The organism is Aliiglaciecola sp. NS0011-25, from assembly GCF_040370605.1.
Classification (GTDB): Bacteria; Pseudomonadota; Gammaproteobacteria; order Enterobacterales; family Alteromonadaceae; genus Aliiglaciecola; species Aliiglaciecola lipolytica_A.
On sequence record NZ_BAABWR010000015.1, the window covers coordinates 70,974 to 93,382 of the forward strand.

At 43.1% G+C, this 22,409-nt stretch carries 17 protein-coding genes; 6 read left to right on the top strand and 11 right to left on the bottom strand.

Annotation, left to right across the window (positions count from 1 at the left end):
- Positions 1-121 precede the first annotated feature (121 nt).
- Complete coding sequence (locus ABWV72_RS14090; protein WP_353371268.1) at positions 122-1,117, top strand: winged helix-turn-helix transcriptional regulator; 996 nt, start codon at positions 122-124, stop codon at positions 1,115-1,117.
- A 5-nt stretch (positions 1,118-1,122) separates the two neighbouring features.
- Here ABWV72_RS14090 and ABWV72_RS14095 read toward each other — a convergent pair whose 3' ends face one another.
- The 5 genes from ABWV72_RS14095 to ABWV72_RS14115 form a co-directional block, all read right to left on the bottom strand.
- Positions 1,123-2,307, bottom strand: coding sequence for a CaiB/BaiF CoA transferase family protein (locus ABWV72_RS14095; RefSeq protein ID WP_353371270.1), 1,185 nt, complete (start codon positions 2,305-2,307; stop codon positions 1,123-1,125).
- Between the two features lie 59 nt (positions 2,308-2,366).
- Positions 2,367-3,308, bottom strand: coding sequence for an NAD(P)H-dependent flavin oxidoreductase (locus ABWV72_RS14100; protein WP_353371272.1), 942 nt, complete (start codon positions 3,306-3,308; stop codon positions 2,367-2,369).
- Positions 3,309-3,420: 112 nt separating this feature from the next.
- Entirely contained in the window at positions 3,421-4,641 is a 1,221-nt protein-coding gene (locus tag ABWV72_RS14105; RefSeq protein WP_353371274.1) for a thiolase family protein, read from the bottom strand.
- On the bottom strand, positions 4,638-6,347 hold the full coding sequence (gene paaN / locus ABWV72_RS14110) for a phenylacetic acid degradation protein PaaN (protein ID WP_342804608.1): 1,710 nt from the start codon (positions 6,345-6,347) through the stop codon (positions 4,638-4,640). The genes ABWV72_RS14105 and paaN overlap by 4 nt, the downstream gene beginning before the upstream one ends.
- 1 nt (position 6,348) lies before the next feature.
- A complete protein-coding gene (locus tag ABWV72_RS14115; RefSeq protein ID WP_342804609.1) occupies positions 6,349-7,497 on the bottom strand; it encodes an acetyl-CoA C-acyltransferase in 1,149 nt (382 codons plus the stop codon).
- A gap of 720 nt (positions 7,498-8,217) precedes the next feature.
- Here ABWV72_RS14115 and ABWV72_RS14120 point away from each other — a divergent pair.
- Positions 8,218-9,120: a transglutaminase family protein gene (locus tag ABWV72_RS14120; RefSeq protein ID WP_353371276.1), complete on the top strand. Its 903-nt coding sequence runs from the start codon at positions 8,218-8,220 to the stop codon at positions 9,118-9,120.
- 225 nt (positions 9,121-9,345) lie between these two features.
- Here the strand turns inward: ABWV72_RS14120 and ABWV72_RS14125 are convergent, their stop codons facing one another.
- Together ABWV72_RS14125 and ABWV72_RS14130 are read right to left on the bottom strand one after the other, a co-directional pair.
- Positions 9,346-9,909 carry a hypothetical protein gene (locus ABWV72_RS14125; protein WP_353371278.1) on the bottom strand — a complete coding sequence of 188 codons (564 nt, stop codon included), beginning with the start codon at positions 9,907-9,909 and terminating at the stop codon, positions 9,346-9,348.
- 45 nt (positions 9,910-9,954) lie between these two features.
- The gene (locus ABWV72_RS14130) at positions 9,955-11,289 is read right to left on the bottom strand and encodes a metallophosphoesterase (RefSeq protein ID WP_353371280.1); all 1,335 of its coding nucleotides are present in this window, start codon (positions 11,287-11,289) and stop codon (positions 9,955-9,957) included.
- A 443-nt stretch (positions 11,290-11,732) separates the two neighbouring features.
- On the opposite strand from ABWV72_RS14130, the gene ABWV72_RS14135 reads away from it, so the two are divergent.
- Complete coding sequence (locus ABWV72_RS14135) at positions 11,733-12,224, top strand: YqiA/YcfP family alpha/beta fold hydrolase (protein WP_342804612.1); 492 nt, start codon at positions 11,733-11,735, stop codon at positions 12,222-12,224.
- 103 nt (positions 12,225-12,327) lie between these two features.
- Here the strand turns inward: ABWV72_RS14135 and ABWV72_RS14140 are convergent, their stop codons facing one another.
- Positions 12,328-13,797, bottom strand: coding sequence for a sensor domain-containing diguanylate cyclase (locus tag ABWV72_RS14140; RefSeq protein ID WP_303500592.1), 1,470 nt, complete (start codon positions 13,795-13,797; stop codon positions 12,328-12,330).
- Between the two features lie 262 nt (positions 13,798-14,059).
- On the opposite strand from ABWV72_RS14140, the gene ABWV72_RS14145 reads away from it, so the two are divergent.
- The 3 genes from ABWV72_RS14145 to ABWV72_RS14155 are packed head-to-tail and all read left to right on the top strand — an operon-like array spanning position 14,060 to position 17,190.
- Positions 14,060-15,427 (top strand): alpha/beta hydrolase family protein, encoded by a 1,368-nt coding sequence (locus ABWV72_RS14145; RefSeq protein WP_353371283.1) that lies wholly within the window; start codon positions 14,060-14,062, stop codon positions 15,425-15,427.
- Position 15,428: 1 nt separating this feature from the next.
- Positions 15,429-16,490, top strand: a complete 1,062-nt coding sequence (locus ABWV72_RS14150) for a sensor histidine kinase (RefSeq protein WP_353371285.1) — start codon at positions 15,429-15,431, stop codon at positions 16,488-16,490.
- On the top strand, positions 16,468-17,190 hold the full coding sequence (locus ABWV72_RS14155; RefSeq protein ID WP_353371287.1) for a LytR/AlgR family response regulator transcription factor: 723 nt from the start codon (positions 16,468-16,470) through the stop codon (positions 17,188-17,190). The genes ABWV72_RS14150 and ABWV72_RS14155 overlap by 23 nt, the downstream gene beginning before the upstream one ends.
- A 98-nt stretch (positions 17,191-17,288) precedes the next feature.
- Here ABWV72_RS14155 and ABWV72_RS14160 read toward each other — a convergent pair whose 3' ends face one another.
- From ABWV72_RS14160 to ABWV72_RS14170, 3 genes are all read right to left on the bottom strand, one after another.
- Positions 17,289-18,713 (bottom strand): adenosine deaminase family protein, encoded by a 1,425-nt coding sequence (locus ABWV72_RS14160; protein ID WP_353371289.1) that lies wholly within the window; start codon positions 18,711-18,713, stop codon positions 17,289-17,291.
- A 97-nt stretch (positions 18,714-18,810) separates the two neighbouring features.
- Positions 18,811-19,929: a purine nucleoside permease gene (locus ABWV72_RS14165; protein WP_353371291.1), complete on the bottom strand. Its 1,119-nt coding sequence runs from the start codon at positions 19,927-19,929 to the stop codon at positions 18,811-18,813.
- A 413-nt stretch (positions 19,930-20,342) separates the two neighbouring features.
- Entirely contained in the window at positions 20,343-22,364 is a 2,022-nt protein-coding gene (locus ABWV72_RS14170; protein ID WP_353371293.1) for a serine hydrolase domain-containing protein, read from the bottom strand.
- Positions 22,365-22,409 lie beyond the last annotated feature (45 nt).

A 22,409-nucleotide genomic window follows, 5' to 3' on the forward strand; every position in this document is an offset into this window, starting at 1 on the left:
GGTTACGCTTTCGAAATTGTGGGTTATAGTATAGAGAATCACAAACGATAATCGCTGTCGTTAACTTTCATAATCACACCCTTATAAATATCGAAAATAGTAAAATTGGAAACTGTCAGAAGTGGTAAAAAATAATGAATCGACTAATTTGAAGAGTACTTCGGCAGATGTAAAACTCATTCAAACTTGTTCAATTTGGCGTGCACTTGAGATTATAGGTGATAGCCCTGTTTTGCTAATAATGGAAAGTTATTGGCTTGGAGCCCGTCGCTTCGATGAATTTTGTCAACAAACAAAACTCTTAAAACCGGTAGTAAGCAATAGGCTTAAACGACTAATCGATAAAGGTTGTATGGTTAAAGTTGCTTACAGTGAAAGACCAAAACGATATGAATACAAGGCCACTGAAAAATTTGTCGATCTCTACCCTGTTGCATTAGCAATGCTCCATTGGGAACGTCAATGGGGGCAAAAATCCGGTAAACTCGAGATTATTCTAACCCATAAATCCTGTGGTAACACCACCGAACCTTTTCCTGCCTGTGCGTCATGCGGTACTGAAATTAGTCCGCTAGATGTGAGCTGGGAAACCGGTCCTGGTGCCGGAGAAATGGAAGCTAAGTACAGCGCTAGACGGCGACAATCATCAAAAGCAGGCAGTAGCACAACTTTACTCGATGACAGTATTCAAATCATCGGCGACCGTTGGGGAATGTTAATATTTCGCTCATTATTCAGTGGCATCAATCAGTTCCAAGAAATTCTTAAAGCCACTTATATCGCCACTAATATATTATCCAATCGTCTTTCCGAGCTATGTGAAGACGGATTCCTCACCACCACAGAAGTGCCGGGCGATTCGCGTCGGATTCAATATAAACTGACCAAAAAAGGAATCGGTATATACCCTATCATACTGACCTTGTTGCAGTGGGGGGACAAATGGCTTCCGTCTCCAGAAGGTCCACCGCTTCTACTCACCCATAAAATATGTGGGAACCCACTGAGGCTTGAAATGGCTTGCTCGTCTTGTCATCAAGAAGTCCTTCCTACTGACACTACTTACACGCTGCAAATAAGCAACAGTCGTGGAAAGCTCAATAAGCAGGATGATTAACCACCTTAAATAACGCCGTTTGCTTTAAATCCTTTAATATCTTCCGCGCTAAAACCAATCTCATTAAGTATATCAGTTGTGTGTTCTCCCAAGGTTGGTGCTCGCTTGAAGTCTTCTACCTTGGTTTTCGAATAACGGATTGGATGATCAGCAATAGGTGCTGTTTTTGCTACTCCAGGATATTCGCAATACTGGAACATATTTGCTGCCACGATATGCTCATTACTAACGACTTCACCAGGACGCAACATTTCTCCACATGGAATACCCGCTTGGGCTAACTCGGTTAGTACTTCGCTGTTTGTTCGTTGCTCACACCACTTTGACATGCGCTGACAAATGATATCTGCGTGATCGCCGCGAGATTGATCGGAGCTGAATCTTGGATCATCTAACCACTTTTTCTCTGCCATTAAATTAGCCCAACGTTTAAATATGCCAGCGCCGACCACTTGCACAGTGACATAACCGTCGAGGGTACGAAACGAATCGGTTGGAGCATTGTACTGGCCTCGAGTGGCACTACCTGTTCGTTCTAGACCAGTAACAGCGGCTTCCATTAACGCGGCATTATTGAAAGTTAACGCGGTGCCTAACAATGTGCCTTCTACAATTTGCCCTTCCCCTGTTTTTGAGCGATGGATAAGCGCCGCCAAAGTACCAAATGCACTCAATGATGCGGTTCCAAAATCGCTATAAGGTGCAAAAGACTTTGCTGGTTCATCTGAACTACCACTTAAATACATACTGCCAGACATAGCCTGAGCGACAGTATCAAAACCACCTCGCGTGGCATAAGGGCCGGTAGAACCAAATGCAGAACCAGTTGTAAGAATAATATCCGGCTTGATACTCACCAGAGTTTCATAATCTAGGCCTAATTTTTTAAGCGCAGGATAAGGCAAGTTCGCGACGACAACATCAGCGGTTTTCACCAAACGACGCACCACTTCACGCCCGTCTTGTGAAGCTGGATTTAAGGTTATACCGCGTTTGTTACGGCCAATCTGCATGTAATATGCGCCTTCTCCTGCGTCATTAATCGGTACGGTGAAACGATCTTCGCCGCCTGCAGGTTTTTCGATGCGAATCACATCTGCACCTAGATCGGCAAGCAGTGTGGCGCAAAAAGGACCCGCAATGTAACGACCAAAATCTAAAACACGCACTCCATCCAATATGTTGTTCATACTACTAGCACCTTGTTTTACTTACTCAAGAAAGATTCACTGTCGTTAACGGCTTAATTTCAAACTGATCTTTTTATTGTTCTCGTGTTAAACCGTTCTATCGCAGCAGCATATTCTCGCTCTAGATCAAAAACGATATCGGCAACGGCTTCAATTGCACGACTGCGGCCAACGCCTTGTCCAGCCGCCCATATATCTTTCCAGCGTTTATTGTCTCCGCCGCCAGAATAATCTCTGTTCGCACTATCGGCTAGCGTGTCGAGGTCGACTCCAGCTTTTTGCAAACTCGGTTTCAACCATGATGCTTTTGTTCCAGTAATTGCGGCTGACACAATCAGATCATCAGCGTTCGCTGCCACCACCATGTCTTTATATTCCGCTTGCGCCATGCTTTCTTTAGCCGGCAAAAAACGCGTTCCCATATAAACAAAATCAGCCCCCGCGGCTATCGCACCTGCCACACCTGCACCGTCTGAAATACCACCGCCCACCGCGATATAACCGTCAAAAAACTCGCGCACCGCGGATATAAAAGCAAAAGGAGAAAGTTGACCGGTATGTCCACCCGCACCGGCACTAATACAAGCTAAGCCATCAACCCCAGCTTCAGCTGCTTTTTTAGCAAGTTTTAAGTCCACAACGTCGGCGAATACCATTCCGTCGTAGGATTTTACGGTTTCCATAACCGGCTTTGGTGAACCAAGTGCGGTGATCACAACTGCCGGTTTATACTTGGCCACAAGTTCTAATTCTTGCTCTAAGCGCGTGTAGGTTGAATGCGTGATCAGATTCATAATCCAAGGCGCATCATTTGTGGTTAATGCACTGGAAATTTTGTTCATCCACTCATCTAACTCTTCAATCGTGCGGGTGTTGGTCGAGGGAAACGAACCAGAGATACCTGCTTTACAAGCAGCGATCACTAATTCCGGACCAGAAACTAAAAACATCGGTGCACAAAACACCGGCAGTCTTAGGTTTAACGCTTTAGGCTCATTCATCTGTACCACTCTCATTGGCTGTTTTATCTAAATTATTCGTCGCCAAGCACGGGCATGGAACAGGCTTGGTAAATAAGGTTGAAGATAGATAGCGAATTAGATTCGTCCTAAATCAGGCTTTTTCCAATACCGCCACTGTGGTTACTCCCTCTTCCACGCCAAGGAATCCACCGCCATTTTCAGCGACCGCTATGCGGGCACCTTGCACCTGTCTAGCGCCAGCTTCACCACGCAATTGTGCAGTTAACTCGTACATTTGTGCGATTCCGGTTGCACCAACAGGATGCCCCTTAGCAAGTAAGCCTCCTGAAGGGTTAATTGGTGCTCTGCCACCAATTTTGAAGTCTCCTTTTTTGAGGCCTGCTCCCACCTCCCCTGGTTGACACAAACCTAAATTTTCAATTTGCACTAACGTAGAAAAAGCCGTTGCATCATGTACTTCAATGACGTCTATATCTTTAGCTTCAATGCCAGCTTCGGCATAGGCAGCTTGTGCTGCGCGACGACTAATGTGATGGGTGTAATCGAACTTGTCGCGGCTAATAGTGCTTAACAAGGCGACAGAACAAAGACGCACCGCTCGTGAGCGACCAATTTTTTTAAGCGCGTTGTCGCTGCAAAGAACTAAAGCTGAAGAGCCATCACTTACAGGTGCGCACATAGCGCGGGTAAATGGATAGACGATGCTTTTATCCGCCAATACCTGCTCAACCGTAAAAGGTGTGCGGTACTGGGCATTAGGGTTATGTTGCCCATGACAATGAGTATTGGCAGCAATACGGGCGAAATCTTCTTGAGTGGTGCCAAAGCTATCCATATGTACGCGAGCTTGAGCGGCATACAAATCCATAAACAAACTGCGATCAGGACCGGGTTTTTCGCCACCAATAGAAACAATATAATCAAGAACACTTTGCTGATCGTGAATATCAGTGCCACCAGCAAATGCAGCGGCAACTTTCTCTGGTCTATCTTTGTAAACCATTTTCTCAGAGCCAACCACCAAAGCAATATCCACCATGCCGGCTCTTATTGCAGTCATCGCCTGATGGACCGCAGTAGAGCCTGATGCGCAGGCATTTTCTACATTGATAATTGGAATACCTTCAATCCCAGCAGCTCGCAACGCAATTTGCCCACGTATGGTATTTTGACCTTCGAGCATTTGTTGACGAGTATTCGAAAACCACGCCCCTTGCACGGCGCGTTTCTCTACCCCTGCATCTTGCAATGCTGCTTCAACTGATTGAGTCGTTAATGACTTGACTGTATCTTCTAATCGTTTGCCAAAGGGCGTCATTGCTGCGCCGACAATATACACATTCTGACTCATGCTACGCCCTTGCTAATAGGTCTACGTCGTTGAGCTATGCGAAAACGAGAAGCCACAAAGGACAGATCGGCTAAACAGGCATTACCTGCGGGGTTCAATCCTGTAACGTGATAATCACTGTATGCCGCAGCAAAATTAATCCACATGGCCCCAGTCAGATTAATTGTAAGGTTTGCCCCTGCTTGAGCGTATTCATCAACCCAGCGATCGATGTAATCTTCATTGGTTGAATACATATAACACGAAATTGTCCCCCGAGTTTTCGCCAATTCTGTGGCTTCAGCAGCCGCCGCATCGGCACTTTGTGCCGCTACAATAAATAGCACCGGACCAAAACGTTCTTCTGAATACATTTGCTTATGTTCAGATTTGGCCGAGATCACAAGTGGTGTGCGTGTTCGTGCATTGGGGAAATCTGGATGTGGGTAAGCTGTGGCTTGTCGTAAAATGGCTAATCCTTTTTGATTAGCCATAGCAGTGGCAGCTTCCACAACATCAAGGCTAACTTGCCCCTGAATCGCCCCCATAATACCCGCCGCGACTTTGGGATCCTCAGCAATGGCGTCAATTTCATTCACGATTGTTTGCGCTACTTGCTCAAAACTAACCTGTCCATTGGCGGTTTTTATCCCATCCTTTGGAACATATACAACTTGCGGGCTGGTGCACATCTGCGCCGAAAATAAACTCGTCGCCCGAGCAATGGCGCGCATCGATTCGGCTAGGTTGTCTACCGACTCAACAACAACGCTATTTACCCCTGCAGTTTCGGTATATAGCAACTTACGAGTAACAGTATTTTCCAAATAACTGCCAAAACGAGGGCTACCAGTAAAGTCGATAATCTGCACATCAGGATGATCAATGTATTGCTTAGCAATTGGCTCAGCAATAGTATCGGCAGCCAAGGTCACCAAATTGGGATCGAATCCAAACTCTGCCAAAGTCGCACGACAGGTTTCAACTACAATAGCCATGGGCAGAATAGCGATAGGATGAGGTTTCACCACAACCGGGTTACCTGTGGCTAAGCTTGCAAACATTGCCGGATATGCGTTCCACGTAGGAAATGACGCACAGCAAATTACCAAGCCAACGCCTTTAGGTACAAGTGTGTAAGTTTTCTCAAGGTTTACTTGTTCCCGACCAAATGTGCGCTGGTATTGCGCTTTTGGAACCACATTGTCCATGGCAATAGATGCATAAGCTAATGCTTCAATGCCACGATCTAAGGCATTGGGACCAGAGCCACTAAACGCTTGGGTATAGCTTTGCCCAGCAACATGCATAACTGAGTGGGCCATTTCAAAATTTCTATCGTACAGGCGCTCAGCCATTTCTAGGCAAAGTGCAATCCTTAAATCAGGCGTAGCTTTTGCCCAATCCGGCATGCTTTTTTTCGCAGCAGCAATGCTAATCTCAGGATCACAAAGAGGATACGTTATGCCAAGTGCTGCTTGGGTAAAAGGCGAAACTTCAGCCCCCGCCCAAGCTTTAATGCCCGGTAAATCAAGTTTAAAAGGTTGATTCAAATGCGCTTCAAATGCAGCTTTACCCAAAATTGGCTTTTCAGGGCCGTGTATTTTAGTAGATGGTGAGTCTTTAAAAGGACTCCAGTTTTTCCTACTTTTAACGGCATCTATGGCCTGCTCGAGGGTTATTTTATGCTTAGCGACAATATCGATTGTTTTTTGCTGCTCACTCATTCTATTCCCCTAATCTCTCAACTATCATGGCACTGCCTATACCCGAGGCTCCCGCTGCGACCACAAGACCATAACGTCCGTTCGCAACGTCTAAGGTATCCAATAAGGTTGATAACAATATTGCACCTGATGCGCCTAAAGGATGGCCTTTGGCTAAATGTCCCCCCGCAACGTTAACTTTTTCGGGCGCAACATCAAAATCACGGATAAATTTGACAATACTTACCGCAAACGCTTCCATGTATTCAATCCTGTCCATGTCAGCCAATGACAAACCAGAGCGCTCAAATACCTTTTCCATCGCTGCAATACCGGCAGTTAAAGACTCTGCAGGATCACCACCGACTTCAGCACAGGCCACTATTCGTGCCCGAGGTTTGGCATCAATGGCATCTTTTGCGCCAATTAACGCCAAACCAGCGCCATCTGAAATGGGTGGTGCATGGGCGATAGTGTGGCGATGGTCAATTTCTCGACCAAGGATGTCTTTGTAGTATTTAGCCGCGCCGCCAAACGCAGGCTTGAGCGATGCTAACGACTCTATGCTACCAACATGCAGACACTCTTCACGGTCTAAACCGTTTACAGCAATTCGTGATGCAACTAGGCCCGTCCCTTCACCAGCCTGAGTTAATTGCTGAGAAGATAACGCAGCTTGGTCAAGTTCTTGTCTACTAATACCCTGCTCTTCAGCCAAGCGATCAGCGGCTAGAGCAACCAATAAATAACGACTACGAACGGGTAATGTTCTGTCCGTGTAAAAATCTGCGTTATCTGCCATAAATGGCACACTAGACATCATCTCAACGCCTCCGGCGAGGACAATTTCTCCTTGTCCAGCCTCAATCATTGCGGCTGCTTGGGAGATAGCAGTAAGTCCAGATACACAAAAATTGTTGAGTGAAAAAGCCGTTGTAGAATCCGGTAATTTCGCTCTAAATTTTGAAACCAAGGCAATATTGCCACCTTGAGAACCAACTTGACCTACAGCGCCTAATATCAAAGCATCTGGTTTCATTTCATAATTGGTACGTTGTTGTAACGCTCCAATGAGCTTAGACACCAACTCGTCAGGCTTCATTGCTGCGAGCGCACCGCCCTCTTTCCCCTTGCCCCGCGGAGTTCGTACCGCATCAAAAATATAAGCCATTTTATTATCTCCTGCTTCTCCGACATAATCGGATACTTAGCTAAACGCGGTGTAACTCGCCTTACTTTTATTATAAGACCATCATCACACACGTAAGTATGATTACGCAAGCTTATATGTTAATAAATTGTATTCCTGATATTCTTAATCTAACAATAACGACAAATAAAATTGATAATTCGGGGCGTTTAAAATACAAAATCGATCTTAATAGATCTTAAATTGCGATTATTGCAGATACCAAACAAGCCCATAAATTGGAGGTTTAAAAAGGTTTTATTTGGCATTATTCAGAAATTATTGGTGCAGTTCTATTGATAACGATTACTGCATCTTTTGATGATGATAATGGTATTTTACGTAACTGGAGAGCAAATCAACCGGAGTAGAAAAAACATTACTGAGTTTTAAGTTGCAAGTTAATGACAAGTAAACAGTCACTTAAATAGCTATCCATTCTACTCAATAATCAGTTTCTCGCTGGTGATGATAAGTTACAAAAAATGACGGTGGGGTTGCCTTAAATTAAAGCTCGAATTTGAGTTTAAAGCCATACTAGCGACTATTATTCTTTGGGGTGATATTTACCCATGGAAAGTGTGTTAATCATAATTGAACCAGTAAAAAGTTGCCCAACAAGTAGCTAGGTTGATTGCATAGCCACTATATAGCGTATAACCTCAACTAACTTGAATAGTTAAGCATGGCATTGTTAATTTTATGAAATTACGCATCGAGCATTTAACCCGTCATACTTACACTGGGCCTGTTAGTTTTTCAGGACATAGTTTATATCTGCGTCCAATCGAAGGTCACTTAAGACGTGTCCATCGTTTTGATGTTGAGACCATTCCCCCTTCACAACAAAGTTTTGTGCGTGATGTTGAAGGTAACTCATTACTCAAGTGTAACTTCGGACTGACAGAGTCAGAAATTTTGGAATTTTTGACGGTAATCGATGTTGAGATTGATGATGACAACCCCTACGACTTTTTACTTGAATCTTACGCCCTTGAATATCCATTTGAATATCGTGGTGCTGACGTAAAAGCGCTCACTCCCTATATTCTAGATCCGCAACAACAGAACCAATCGCAAGTTCTCGATTGGTATCAGCAAGCGGTTCCCTCGCCTTCGAAACATCCGGATATTATTCAATTTTTAATGGATATAAACCAAGCGATTCGTCGAGACATTCGTTATATACGCAGAGATGAAGAAGGCATACAGCTGCCAAATGACACTCTTTCGTTAGGCTCAGGCTCCTGTCGAGATATGGCCGTTTTGTTTATCTCTGTGGTTCGTCAACTTGGCCTAGCCGCTCGATTTGTTAGTGGTTATTTGTATGATCCTCCGGCCGAAAATGGTGCTGAGTATACTTTCAATCGGGCGGTTGGTTCTATGCACGCTTGGGCTGAGGTTTATTTACCGGGGGCTGGCTGGAAGGGATTTGATCCCACTAACGGCATATTGGCTAACAGTTTTTTTATTCCCACCGCGGTGAGCCATAGTCCCGAAGTGATTGATCCTATTCAAGGGCACTACTTTTCTAAAGATGCCACAGATTCGGAGATAGAGATTCAATTGCATATACAACAGTTAGATGTTGCCACAGATAAATGAAGTGAATACGCTAGCGGCGTGATTTAAACTAACGCTCACAGCTGAATATTGCGTTTCGCTAAATTTGCACCGCCAGTACAAACCAGGTTAAAGCACCCAAACGGTTAACTTTAGCGAAAGGTAAAACCATTAAAAAATCGGCTAATAGCGCACTATGCGCTATTAGCCGCGAATATTAGCCGCAAATATTAGCCGCAAATATTAGCCAATACTGAATTTCAGCAATTACTCTATTGAAAACTCATCGAATAACTGTACTTCAGAATTAAGATTAGTCGGATCAAACACATAACTTTGTACTGTGCCCGTTCCAGTATCTAAGATCGAAAAGACTGACAAGGTATTACTGGTTACAAAAGGCAAGTTTGGATAAGCGTCATTTTCTAAACTCATCGGGCTAAACACCGTTGGAAAACTCATTGCGCGGCCTTGGGGATCGCCATTTGGTGGATAATCTTCAATTGCCCAGCGTGGATTTTCCGAATTTACATCGGCCCAAAAATCGGCATAACTAGAGCGCACATCTTTGGTATACACACCGCTGCTATCAACATAATAAGCACCATAAGAATTGCCCACATTTGAGCTTTCTAAATAATGGAGGTCTTCCACTTGCGCTCGATTCCACAAATGTGAGTGTCCTATGTGCACTAAATCCACCCCATTTTCCAACAGTAGTGGTTCAATATCGTTGAGCCATACGTCTTGAGCTAACGGATATTGATAACGCACTTCAGTGATATTACTGAGCATTGGTTCAACGTCATTGGTCCAGGTCTCAGTGCTCAAAGGAAAGGTGAACTCAGTGATAGTTTCAAGTCCTTGCGCATCCGTTTAAACAAGTTGCATAACCGGTTGTGACAACACCGGCACGGTATTATCACCTAAGCCAAATACCCCTTGGTGGGCCATTACCACTTTATATTTAGCATTTTTGAAAGCATCAGTTTGCATAACCGATTCTAACCATGCGTACTGCTCGGAATCTTTGTCAAAACGTTCAAACAAAAACTCACCAAATCCCCATTGTGAAGGATCTTCTAAGGTGCTTAAGCTTTCCACAAATTTAGACTTGCTAGCACCAGAGACACTCCACGAACGCCAGATTCTCGACACGTTCATTGAAATAATAAACACATCACCAAATACAGTTGCATAATATTCTTCACCACCTTGGCCATCATCAGGGAAAGAGAAAATATCTAAGAAGCTGTTTTGATTATGTGATTGATCAGCAATCCATTGGGCTTTAATCTGAGCATCATCAGTCGGGTTTACGTCGGCTTTTACTTGCTCATAAGCGGCTTCCGCATACCAAGCTGGTTGCGGATCATTAAAGCCACCATTAAGAGAGTAATCATCTTCAGTCGGACGATAACGCCCCATCACTTCATGATTACCAATGGTCCCAAATAGAGGTGAATGTTGCAGTATTTCTCCACCATTGTATGGGAATCCCGGTAGATACTTTTGATAATGTCCTTGTAGTGCAGGGAAAAAACCTGGCGCATTATCTTTTGCCTGATCAAACCATTCAGATGCACGATCCGGTACATTAACAAAGTCACCAGCAAACAATACTGCATCAGGGACACCGACGGTTTCGACTACTTTTTGATAGTTAGCGACAACATTCTTTTTCGACTGTAAGTCTGATGTAAGTAATATCTTCAAAGGAGCATCTTTAGCAGGAGCTGGCGCTAAAGTGAAAGTATCGCTGGCAAATACAAACCCATCTTCATCTTTACTGGAAACTGAATATTCTACACGCTCACCTTGCGTTAAGCCCTCTGCCACCGCCTCGTGACGAAACACAGAGCGATAACTCACTGCATCATAGGTTTTACCAAATTGTTGAGATGACGCATCTTCCATCATACGAGTTAATGAGGTTGTAACAACATTAGTGGTGGTGGTTTCACCGTACTGCAAAGTATGCTCAGTACCCTCGAAATTGGTAAACCACACCACACTGACGGAACTCTCAGTAGGTAATTGTAAGAATGGGTCGGTTAACATTGCATGCTCTGCGTTAACCATCACAGGTATTTCAACTGGTACTTCTACAGGCACTTCAATTTCTACAATTTTATCGTCGTCACAGGCAGCAAGTGTGGCAACAAGACACAGCAAACCTAACGAACGAGCGTTCGCAAACTTAGTTTTCATTATAATTTTCCCATCAAATATGAGTTGATTTTTCAATTCCACACAAAGTAAAACGCGCCTAATCGGTACTTTTTTAACTTTGAGAAAGCCAAGACAAACCACTAAAAATCAGCACAAAAAACCCGAGAAATATTGCATTTCACGTGAATATTTTTTGAGGAATAAATAGTGCAGAAAAAAACTAGCAGATAAAAAAGACAGTTCTATTACATAAAAAAAATGTGATAAAAGCTTCATAAAACAACAGGATTAATGACAGATTTATGAAAGATAAAAGATTTATATTTTTTCAATGAGTCTACTTTCACTCATTTTTCGCACATCGTTGTTGCTCCAAGTACTTTATAAATCAGCTAAAAAATCATTTGTATTCAACAGCAAACCACGGGCAATTTGATACACTGCCTTAAACAATAAAATGACAATTTACTAATGGAAAAATTATGCAGGTGATTTTCTCTCACGGAAAAGAAAGTGGTCCTTGGGGCTCTAAAATAACTACCTTGGCAAAGATTGCGCAACACCATGGTCATCAGGTAGATAGCCTCGATTATTCAGCCATTGCCAATCCAGATGCACGGGTAGAAAAGTTAATTGGGCGTTTAGCCGAGGTTACTGAGCCTGTATTACTGGTGGGTTCATCAATGGGCGGCTATGTTTCACTGGTAGCCTGCGAGCGTCATCCATGCGCAGGTGTATTCTTATTAGCACCTGCCCTATTCATGCCAGGTTATGACAAACAAAGTTACTCATCAGGCAAGCAACCGATTTGCATCGTGCATGGTAAAGAGGATGAGGTAATACCCTATCAACACTCAGAAAAATACGCTGCCCAATCTGCTTGTGAATTACATTTGATTACTGGAGATCACCGACTTAACTCGTCAATGGATCAAGTTACAAGGTTATTCACTGACTTTTTGAAGCGCTTTTGATAAATAGCAACAAAGCGTCATCTAAATTAAGCAAAGGTTTATGTGCGACTTAAGTAAAGCAGCGGTGTGCAGTTGAATAAACTGTACTCAACCGGGCTTTTGGCTAATGTTGATAAATACAATTTCTTCCAGAACGTTTGGCCTCATACAAAGCACTATCTGCACGTTTGAAGAGACTTTCAAAATCATCATCAGCTTGCATTTCGGTTATCCCGATGCTGATAGAAAGAGGTTCACCATCATTCAGTTGCATACCATTGATATGCGCCAATAGACGATTTCCAACCATCATTGCCGTTTGCTGATTGGTATCAGGCAGCAGAACAATAAATTCATCGCCACCAAAGCGCCCCAATAAGTCATTTGGACGTAATAATTGTTTAACGCTTTCACTGAGTATTTTTAGAGCCTTGTCTCCCGCATTATGGCCGTGGGAGTCGTTTATCTTTTTAAAGTGATCAATATCATAAACCAACAAACATAAATCTTTGTTTTCCCATTGAGCATGACGTAATTCAGAAATAGCGCGCTGTATTAGGTATTCTCTGGATGCCGTTTGGGTCAAATTATCGGTAAAAACTTTGCTTTTAAGTTGGTGATTGTGTGCAGTTAATGCAGGCACAGCAATGGCAAACATCGCATTAGTCGCTACCACGTTAATCGCATATTGATAGACCATAACAAACTCCATCAGCTCTAACGCATCGACTAAAAATACCACCAGCAAACTACTCACGGCCAAACTCAAAATATTGAAAAAGGCATTTTCAGTGCAGGCAATCCACATATGCGGTATGACCAAGAAGAAGATTGCAAACGAGCTATCCATAGATTGAGTGAATTTGGCCAGCAACATAGCTATTACAATTAATGCTATTGAAACCAACAACTTGTACTTATACTGCGGGGTTGAGGTGCTTAACTGGCCTTCAATATGCTCAAGTAACATAAAGAATTTTTTCGGATAAATAACATGCATGATGCTAAAAAATAATGGGCTGAGCACAACAATACCAGCCATATCCCCTATCCAAAACGGTAACCAAGTAGACATAATCTCTTGCAATTGCATCATATCGGAGAAGACCAGCGAATTTAAAACTAAAAAAGTCGCGATTAATGATGCAACCGCAGCAATTAGCAAAAAGCTGATAATAGATAGTGGTAAGGTAAGTTGCTTTGTTTGCGTTAACCAACGCAATAATTGACTAGCGGCATAATAAGGAAGGATATGGGCAACGCCAAACAGCACGCCCCCTTCTATGGCTTCGACGCTTTGCAGTTCAATTTGGTAGTCTTTGTTAGTAAACAAAGTGACCAAAATCGCCGCCAACATGACGATTGGGATAGCACGAGCGCCCACCACAAAAAACACAGCAAAGGTCAACCCCGCTGGCGGAAACCAAACACTGGCATGGTGAGAAAATTCAACCAAAGCGCCACTGAACCAAACCAAAACCCAACTAATCAGCAGTAAAGCGGCTCTCGCGCCAGCTGAGTTTTGTAAAAAATGTAGGCCTTTTTGTTTAATACTCAGTTCATCAACTTGGGATGATAAATTACCGGTTTGCATCTACTGCTATCTTCCTTAAAGTCACTCTTAATCCTTGTACTTTGATAAGTCCATATTGAATGCATGAAAAAGATATCAGCATCTTGATAACCTCTATCATAGCAAACCCGTTAGTGGTTAATATACTCTGAAAGCATATTAGATTTGCTAAACATGCTTTTTTACCAGTCATCCTCGCCATTTACCGCTAGTCATATAATCCACAAATGAGCAATCCAGATAGTTAAGCTTTGTGTCACTAACTAACTAGAGGAAATAAAAAATGTTCAAAACAAAACCGTTAATCTCTTTCATCATTATTTTTTGGGGCTTGCTACCCGCGTTTAGCGCTTTGGCAAATGTGATTGGCAGTTGGCAAGGTGAGTTAAAGGTGAATGAAAACACCAGTTTGCCGATGATCGTGCATTTTTCTCAAGAAAGTGACCAAATCACCGCAACCTTAGATAGCCCAGCACAAGGTGCAACTGGCATCCCCATCAACGAAGTGGTAGTAGCGCTGCCAGAAGTCAGCTTTAAAGTAAATGCGATTGGCATGCGCTTTACAGGAAGCTTCAGCAATCCAGACACCATAACCGGCACCTTTACTCAAGGTAGTGCAAAACTGCCACTGGTGCTCAACCGCAGCATTGAAATAGTAAAAGCGCCAGAGCGTCCACAAACCCCAGGGGCTCCCTTTGATTATGTGATTGAGGACGTTGTATTTAAGAATAGCAAAGCAAATATCAACTTGGCCGGTACCTTGACTAAACCTAAAGGTGAAGGCGATTTTGCCGCAGTCATTTTAATTTCAGGATCAGGTCCACAAGACCGTGATGAAACGCTGTTTGGACACAAGCCCTTTGCAGTAATTGCAGACTATTTAACCACTCAAGGCTTGGCAGTATTGCGCTTTGATGACCGAGGAACCGCGCAGTCTGGAGGCAACTTTGCCACCGCCACCAGCGAAGACTTTGCAAGTGATGTACAAGCCGCATTTGAATTTTTAGCTGCCCGCTCTGATATAAAACAACATAAAATCGGCCTTATTGGTCACAGTGAAGGTGGAATGATTGCGCCCATGCTTGCCAGTAAAAACCAAGACATTGCCTTTGTGGTGATGATGGCTGGCTTAGGGGTTGATGGCGTGAGTTTAGTCACCCAACAATCTTTTGATATCCAAAAGTTAATGGGCGTGGAAGAAGCTGCCCTAAAAGCACAACGTCAACAAGATACACAGCTTTATAAACGCATTGTTAACGGCATGAGCAGCGAGGAGATTCATGACTATTTCATTCAAAAAGGTGCAACTGAAGCCGCTGCAACGGGCAAAGCTCAGCAACTTGGTTCACCGTGGATGCGCTTTTTTCTAGGCTACCAACCTAAACAATATTTAGATAAGGTTAGCTGCCCTATTCTAGCCATCAACGGCGCTAAAGATTTGCAAGTAGCAGCTCAGACCAATTTAGCAGCGCTAAACACCCTATTAACAGCGAACAATCATGCAGATTTCACGATTAAATCGCTGCCCAATCTAAATCACTTATTTCAAAATGCAGACACAGGATTACCTAACGAGTATGCTAGTATCGAACAAACTATGGATACCCATGTGCTTGTTTTAATGGCTGAATGGATTAACGCTAGAATTTAATATGATGTCACGTTCGTTTATATTACTTCAATTAATAGGTTGGTTGCTGTTTGGCGCAATCAACTTTTTTAGCCGAGCCTTGTTGCAAGGCGGTTCTTGGGCAGAGTTCATCTCCACTAGCGTATTAGTGCTTGTTGGTTTGTTCGTTTCATCGGTCTTACGACGTTTTTATCACTTGTCTAAAGTACTATCGTTGCCACCACCGATGTTAACCTTAACTGCGTTTGGCGCTAGTATCATCGCGGGCATATGCATTACCTTACTCGTGTTTATCATTTTTGAACCCTTTGCTGAGGCATTGTATAACACCCCTACGCTGTTCACCTTGATGCAATTTGTGTCAAATATCATTAACTTGAGTTTAGTGATGTTGATTTGGTCAGCACTTTACTTTGCTATTAAGCGCTATCATAGATTTGAACAAATCAAGGCAGAGAAACAACAACTCGATGATACCCTCAAACAAGTCAGTTTAGAGGCGTTAATTAACCAACTAAACCCCCACTTCATGTTCAACACCATTAACAATATTCGCGCCCTGATTTTGGAAGATGCCAACAGGGCCAGAGACATGCTAAGTCACTTAGCTGATATGTATCGCTACACACTCAATTCTAATAACAATCACTTGGTTACTTTGGCCGACGAATTAACCATGATTGAAGACTATTTAGCCTTAATGGACATTCAACTTGAAGGCCGTTTGCAAACCGAGTTCGACATTCAAAGGGATACCCGAGAGGCATTTATTCCTCGCATGATGCTGCAATTGTTAGTTGAAAATGCGATTAAGTACGGCATTGCTAACAAAAAACAAGGTGGCCAATTATGTCTAGTGGCAAAACGCCAAGAACACAGTTTATTTTTGCAAGTACGCAACAGCGGTAAGATCCAAAAAAGTGCGCAAGACAGCACGGGTATGGGTTTAAACAATATCCAACAGCGTTTGGCTCTGCTTTATGCCGACAACGCGACTATTACCATGACCGAACAAGATGAACAGGTTGTGGTCAATATACTACTTCCATGGAGTACCAGCGATGATACGCGCTGTAATAGTTGATGATTCGCGACTAGCACGATTAGAGCTAATTAACTTGTTAGAACAGGTTAATGATGTAGAGGTGGTGGGCGAAGCCCAAGATGTTGACGAGGCTCTTGATCTAATTGATGAGACCAATCCAGATTTGATATTGCTGGATATTAATATGCCAGAAAAAAACGGCTTCGATCTGCTCACAGAACTAGACTCTGTTCCCCAAGTAATCTTCACCACGGCTTATGATCAATATGCCATTAAGTCATTTGACTTTAACGCCTTAGACTATATTTTGAAGCCGGTCACTGCACAACGTCTCAACCAAGCGTTGGAAAAAGTAAGGGATAAACTCCGCCCCCATAGCCCGTCCTCCGATAAAGCGGACTTGCTAACAGCTGATAGCCAGTTTTTTGTAAAAGATGGCGAACAATGCTGGTTAGTGAAAATAGCGGATGTGCATCTAATTGAATCTATGGGCAACTATAGCCGTCTTTACTTTGACCGCAATAGACCGATGATTTACAAAGCCCTGAGTAAAATTCAAGCGCGCTTACAACCTGGTTTATTCTTCAGGGCAAATCGGCAGCAGTTGGTAAATCTAAACGAAATTGATCAGGTTTCACCACTGCTGAATGAGAGTTTAGAATTAACCTTAAAAAATGGTACTAAGGTCACGGTATCGCGCCGCCAGAGTGTCGAGTTCAAAGGATTGTTTAGGTTGTAAAATACCAGCCCCAGCCGCGAGAAATCTAAGAATGAAAACTGCGGCTCGATTAAGCTCAGGCTAAGCTGCGCGTATTAGATGTAGCCGTGCTTTTAAGATCAAGAACCGCAGACTTTAAATGCCTTGCACGCGTAGGAATAACTAACCGGTTTTACCTGACGAAGTGCAGCCATCTTTTTGGCTTTAAAGGCTTTTTCAAATTCAGTGATACGTTGGTAGTAATCGTCTAAAAGTTGTTGTTTCGTTTGCTCGTCAACAAACGAAAATGCCAGAGAGTTTGCGCCTGTTTTAACTAATTCCGACCACGACATATTAAAGTTTGTCACCGCAGTATAATACTCATCGGTCATGTTTGAGTCCCACATGCCTCGGTCATCCGTGGATAATGCTACCGGCACTCCTAAGCGTAAATATTCAGGAAACGGATGCTGTGAATAATCATCTACATATTCCAATAAAAGATTACTGATGAGGTTAATTTCAATCAGGTATTGGTTGTAGCGCATCAACAATAAGGTATCGGCATCGTCGATTAAATTAAATCCATGACCGATGCGAGTGGCACCGAGTAACAGGGTATCGCGAATATGCTGATTAGGCTCATCAGTTTCACCAGCATGAATGGATAAGTTAACGCCGTGATACTGATGTCTGAGTTTCCGTAACGTGGGTAAAAAGCGCAACGGATGGCCTTTGTCGTTGTCTTCACGGCCAACCATATCAACGGCGACATAAAGCTCTGGATGTTCAGACACAAACTTATACATCCACTCTAGTCCGTCTAAGGCCTGCGAAGAAAACCGCAATAACGCGTATTGCAGACGAACCGTGACACCCGTGTCGATGGCATCTTTTTGCGCAAAGCGCTTTAGGTATATTTGATACACTTCTTCATGCCCAAAACTGCTGCCATCTGGATGCACAAAACCACGCACTCCAGCATCGGTTTCTAAATAAGATAAACCCTCAGCGCCAAAGGCTTGCATGTTTTTGACAATTAAATTGGCTTGCATATAGGGGTTGAACATCAACGAATTAAGTCGCGCCCAATGGGTTTCAAAAAACTCATCACGTCCCTCAGTGGGTTTATCTAAACGAATGCTATTCATCCAAGCTTGTTTTTGTTCTGGGTTAAGATCTTGCAAGCGTTTATATTCAGATTGTTCACAGCTATCGAGTTTTTTGTATTCAAACTCCTGAATATTCACAAACAGCATTAAATAAGGTGGGCTTGAATTTTGCCCTGCTGCATAGGCTTTGCAATTGTTTATTTTCACTTTCGTATAGTAAATATAACCGTTTTGCTGCTGTTTTATGGCTTCATCAAACCACCATTTTGACAGATTCGAACCCGTGGAATGATTGTGTAAGTCGCCCCCTTTGGGCATCGCATATAAAAACCGATAAAGCTCATCAGCCGAGGCCGTTTTTTTAAAAGCTTCAAACTCTTTATCAAAGGTTGCGGCAAAGGTATTACACACAAGGCTCATACAAAAGATAGAGAGTAAACACACCAATTTCATTGTAATGGCTCCAAAAGAGAATGGTTTATTTTAAGATTGATTGGTTTTTAGCAGGTTAATTTAACCTGCTAGTTGAACAAAACCAAATTAATGCCTGTTATTTCACTTGGTAAGGTAACGTATTCTCATAAGTACCCCAGTTTTTCACAATTTCCTGAACAACTGTATTCCCCACTACATAAGCCGCATCTTTAGCAGGATAACCACCATCAGGATACGGCGCAGTGACACTCCAACTGGTTAACTTGTCGGCAGGCGCCATGGTGTAATTACTCACCGTTCTTAACACCATCACTCTTTGCGGATCAACTTTACCAATCCGAGCCAAGCGTAAAAGTGAGGTTAAGGTGCCTGAGTCTTCCATATTACTGGTCATAAAGTTTGCATCATCACCACCGTATAACTTCAACCAATCGTTGGCCCACTCATTTAGGTGCTTACCATGCCAGTATTTGCTTGCACTTAATGTGTCGCCTATGGTCACAAAAGGTGGCTTCTGCGCGTTCGGCATGGTTTTAAATAGCGCTCTAAACTCTTTAATCCCCTCACTATCGGCCAATTCAATGTCTTTGGTTTGAGTGTAAGCCCAATCGGCTAACTGACTGTTTAGATCGAAAGAAACTGTATCTAGTGTCCATCCGGTAGAAATGTCTTCTGGCTCTTGGGCAGGCTCGGTGGCACCTAATGGAATAATCCCATATGGCCATGATTCAGGTATCTCTCGGGCGTCTATTTGATAAATAAGATCACCATCAACAACATGCTTCGCCCATGCAGCCGAGCCCAACGATAAGTCTTCTGGATCACCACCGGCAATCCCTGCAACTACCCAATAGGCTTTGCTTAGATCAAAGCGTGGATCTAAGCCCAGTGCCATAATCGATGCCGTTGCATTGGGAATACCGCCGCCCACACAAATCACCAAGACGCCATCTTTATTAAGATATAAATCGTATTCACCGAGTGGGAAGTCTAATTGCTCAGAGAAATCACCGCGCTCCAACCAGAGTTGCAGCTCACCCGCCTCATCTCCCATTGCATCGCCAGACTCGTACATGGTCACCACTACCGCTTTAATTGCATGGGTTTGTTGAGCTACTTTTAGCGTACTGACAGGCTCAACTTGTGTTTTAGGCGTTTCGGTATTACCACAGGCGACTGTGTTAGCTGCGAGCAAAACCAACATGGCGGGCTTAGCGTATTTCAAAAATGACATATTTATACTTCTCCACTGAGATTACACTTAAAAGTTGACCATCCGGTCAGCAATTTTCATACCGTGGGCGTATAATTACGTATAAACGAGGTACAAGCAAACATTCAGACTGAGTTAACTTATTGATTATTGGATACTAGTAGCAAAAACAGTGAGGAAGATTTAGCATAATTACTGTTAAACGTTTTTCATCAAATGTTATTTTTTTAAAAGACTAAATGGCTGTTATGGTGCAGGGGCATACAAACAATGCACGAAAAAATAAACAACGAATAGCCTTGAGCAGATCTAACCAAAAGACGTAATAGACAAACGTAACAGACAGGCAGAAGAAGAATAAATACACAATTCAGACGTTTGCTAGGCAGACTGACCACCTAGCAAACAATCGATAAATTAAATCAGAAAATAGCTTACTTAGCACTTACCTCGGTAAACACATAAGAGTGCTGCGTATCGATCAATTTTAAAGTCCGTTTACCGGATTCGTTTTGTCCAATAACCAACTCCATTCCAAACATGATTGGGTTAAGCATCACAATAGAATTTGAGCCATCTGAACTGGTTTTAGTGGTTAACGGGCTTTTCCAAACGCCAGGATCGAAGATGGTTTCTCCCGCTACCGTTGAAATTGACACTTCGCCTAAAATATCATTTTCGTAGTGAGTGGCTAAATTAGCTAAAATCGCAGCATCGCCAGGTAAATCCATTTCATCTAAACGCGATGCATTGATTTTTTGTTGTTCAAGGGCAAATACATCCACTTCGTCAGCCGCTTTAGGCTCGGCATCATAGAGCAACTCTATTAATTTGCGCTGAAATGCAGAAGTTAAGTAATAGCCTTCATCCGAGTTGGTCAAAATAACCGCGGCGACATTGGCACTGGGTATCACAATGAATTGCGATTTAAAGCCAGCCATACTGCCGCCATGTTCAATAATCTCTACCCCTGCGATTTTCTTGGTCGACAGTCCCATCCCGTAATATTCATCTTTACCAGAAGACACACCCGGTATACGTCTTTCCAATAAGGGCGTTTGTGCAAAAAGCCTTTTACCTTGTGGGCTGACACCGAGCGTCAACTCATTAGCAAGATACTTGAGCATATCCGAAACGGAAGAAAACGCGCCGCCAGAAGGACGATAAGGCAATATAGTCAAATTAAATCCTTGATCACTAGTCTGTTCAACTTCCTCAATCTCAGATTCAAAATTGATTGCATAAGGTGTAGCAACATTGCCCGCTAAGGCCGTTTCAAAAGAAAAAGTGGTGTTATTCATTTGCAAGGGATCAAAGATAAATTCTTGCATTGCTTTGTCGTAAGCGGCGCCTATTTCCATGTCAGGATAGAGAATATGACCTGCTATTAAACCGGCCACTGCTGGCATTTGATTATTGTATTGGTATAACTCTCCAAAATCACTGGTAGGCTCTACATTGGCTAAATCTTCTACTGCCATTAACGCTGGCGCATCTGGCCCACTATTAAATACCCATGTCATATCTTTACGAGGTAAACCTGTACACGCACAAACGAGGTGACGAATAAGCACTTTATCTGTGGTTTCTTGGCTACCTAGTTTAAATTCAGGATAGTGATCGGTGACTTTATCATCCCAATCAAGCTTGCCCATCTCAACAAGTTTAGCCAACAATAAAGTGGTCATTCCTTTGGTATTCGAAGCCACCATAAACAAAGTATCTTTATCTACAGGCTCGCCACTGGCGATATTTTTCACCCCTACTCCACCTTCATATACCACATTACCATCTTGCACCACCGCAATCCCAGCACCGGGTATTTTCAACTTCTTGGCAGACTCATTTACGAAACTCAGCAACGCCTCTACTTTTTGTGAATCAAGTTTGTGGGCAGACGCACTAGCGAAGTTCTCACCGTCATAGCCAAGCACGGTATAACTTTGTAGTAAGGTGTTTAACTGAGAGCCGCGTTTACCCAACACGGCAAAGCTAGAATCAACCAGCACCACATGCCAGTCGTCAGCGTTACGCAAAACAACGGCATAAAACCCCCGCTCTTCAGAAATCGCGCTTTCATATTCAATAAAGGTTTGCTGTTGCCAACCATTGTTAGCTACTTCATCGTTAATGAAACGCACTTCACGGGCAAAGCCAGGAGAAAATTTTTGCCAAGCTAGCATGGCCGCCTTAGCAGCATCATCGGCACCTTTCACCACTGTGATTACCATGAAGCTATCATCTTCAGGTGCAGTGTATTTAATTAGCTCAGGCCCCTTATCCTCAACCCAACTTTCTGGAGCATCATAGGTTGCCCCTAACCAATCATCAGCTCCTAAAGCCTGATCAACTGATTCAGAAAATTCGGAAGTTTTAACACTTTGAGTATCAGCAACACAGGCAGATAAACTAAAGGCAAAAAAGAAAATAACCGGGTAGAAATATACATTTCGCATAATAACAGTCCTTTGATCTGGTTAAATATTAGTCTATACGAGCAA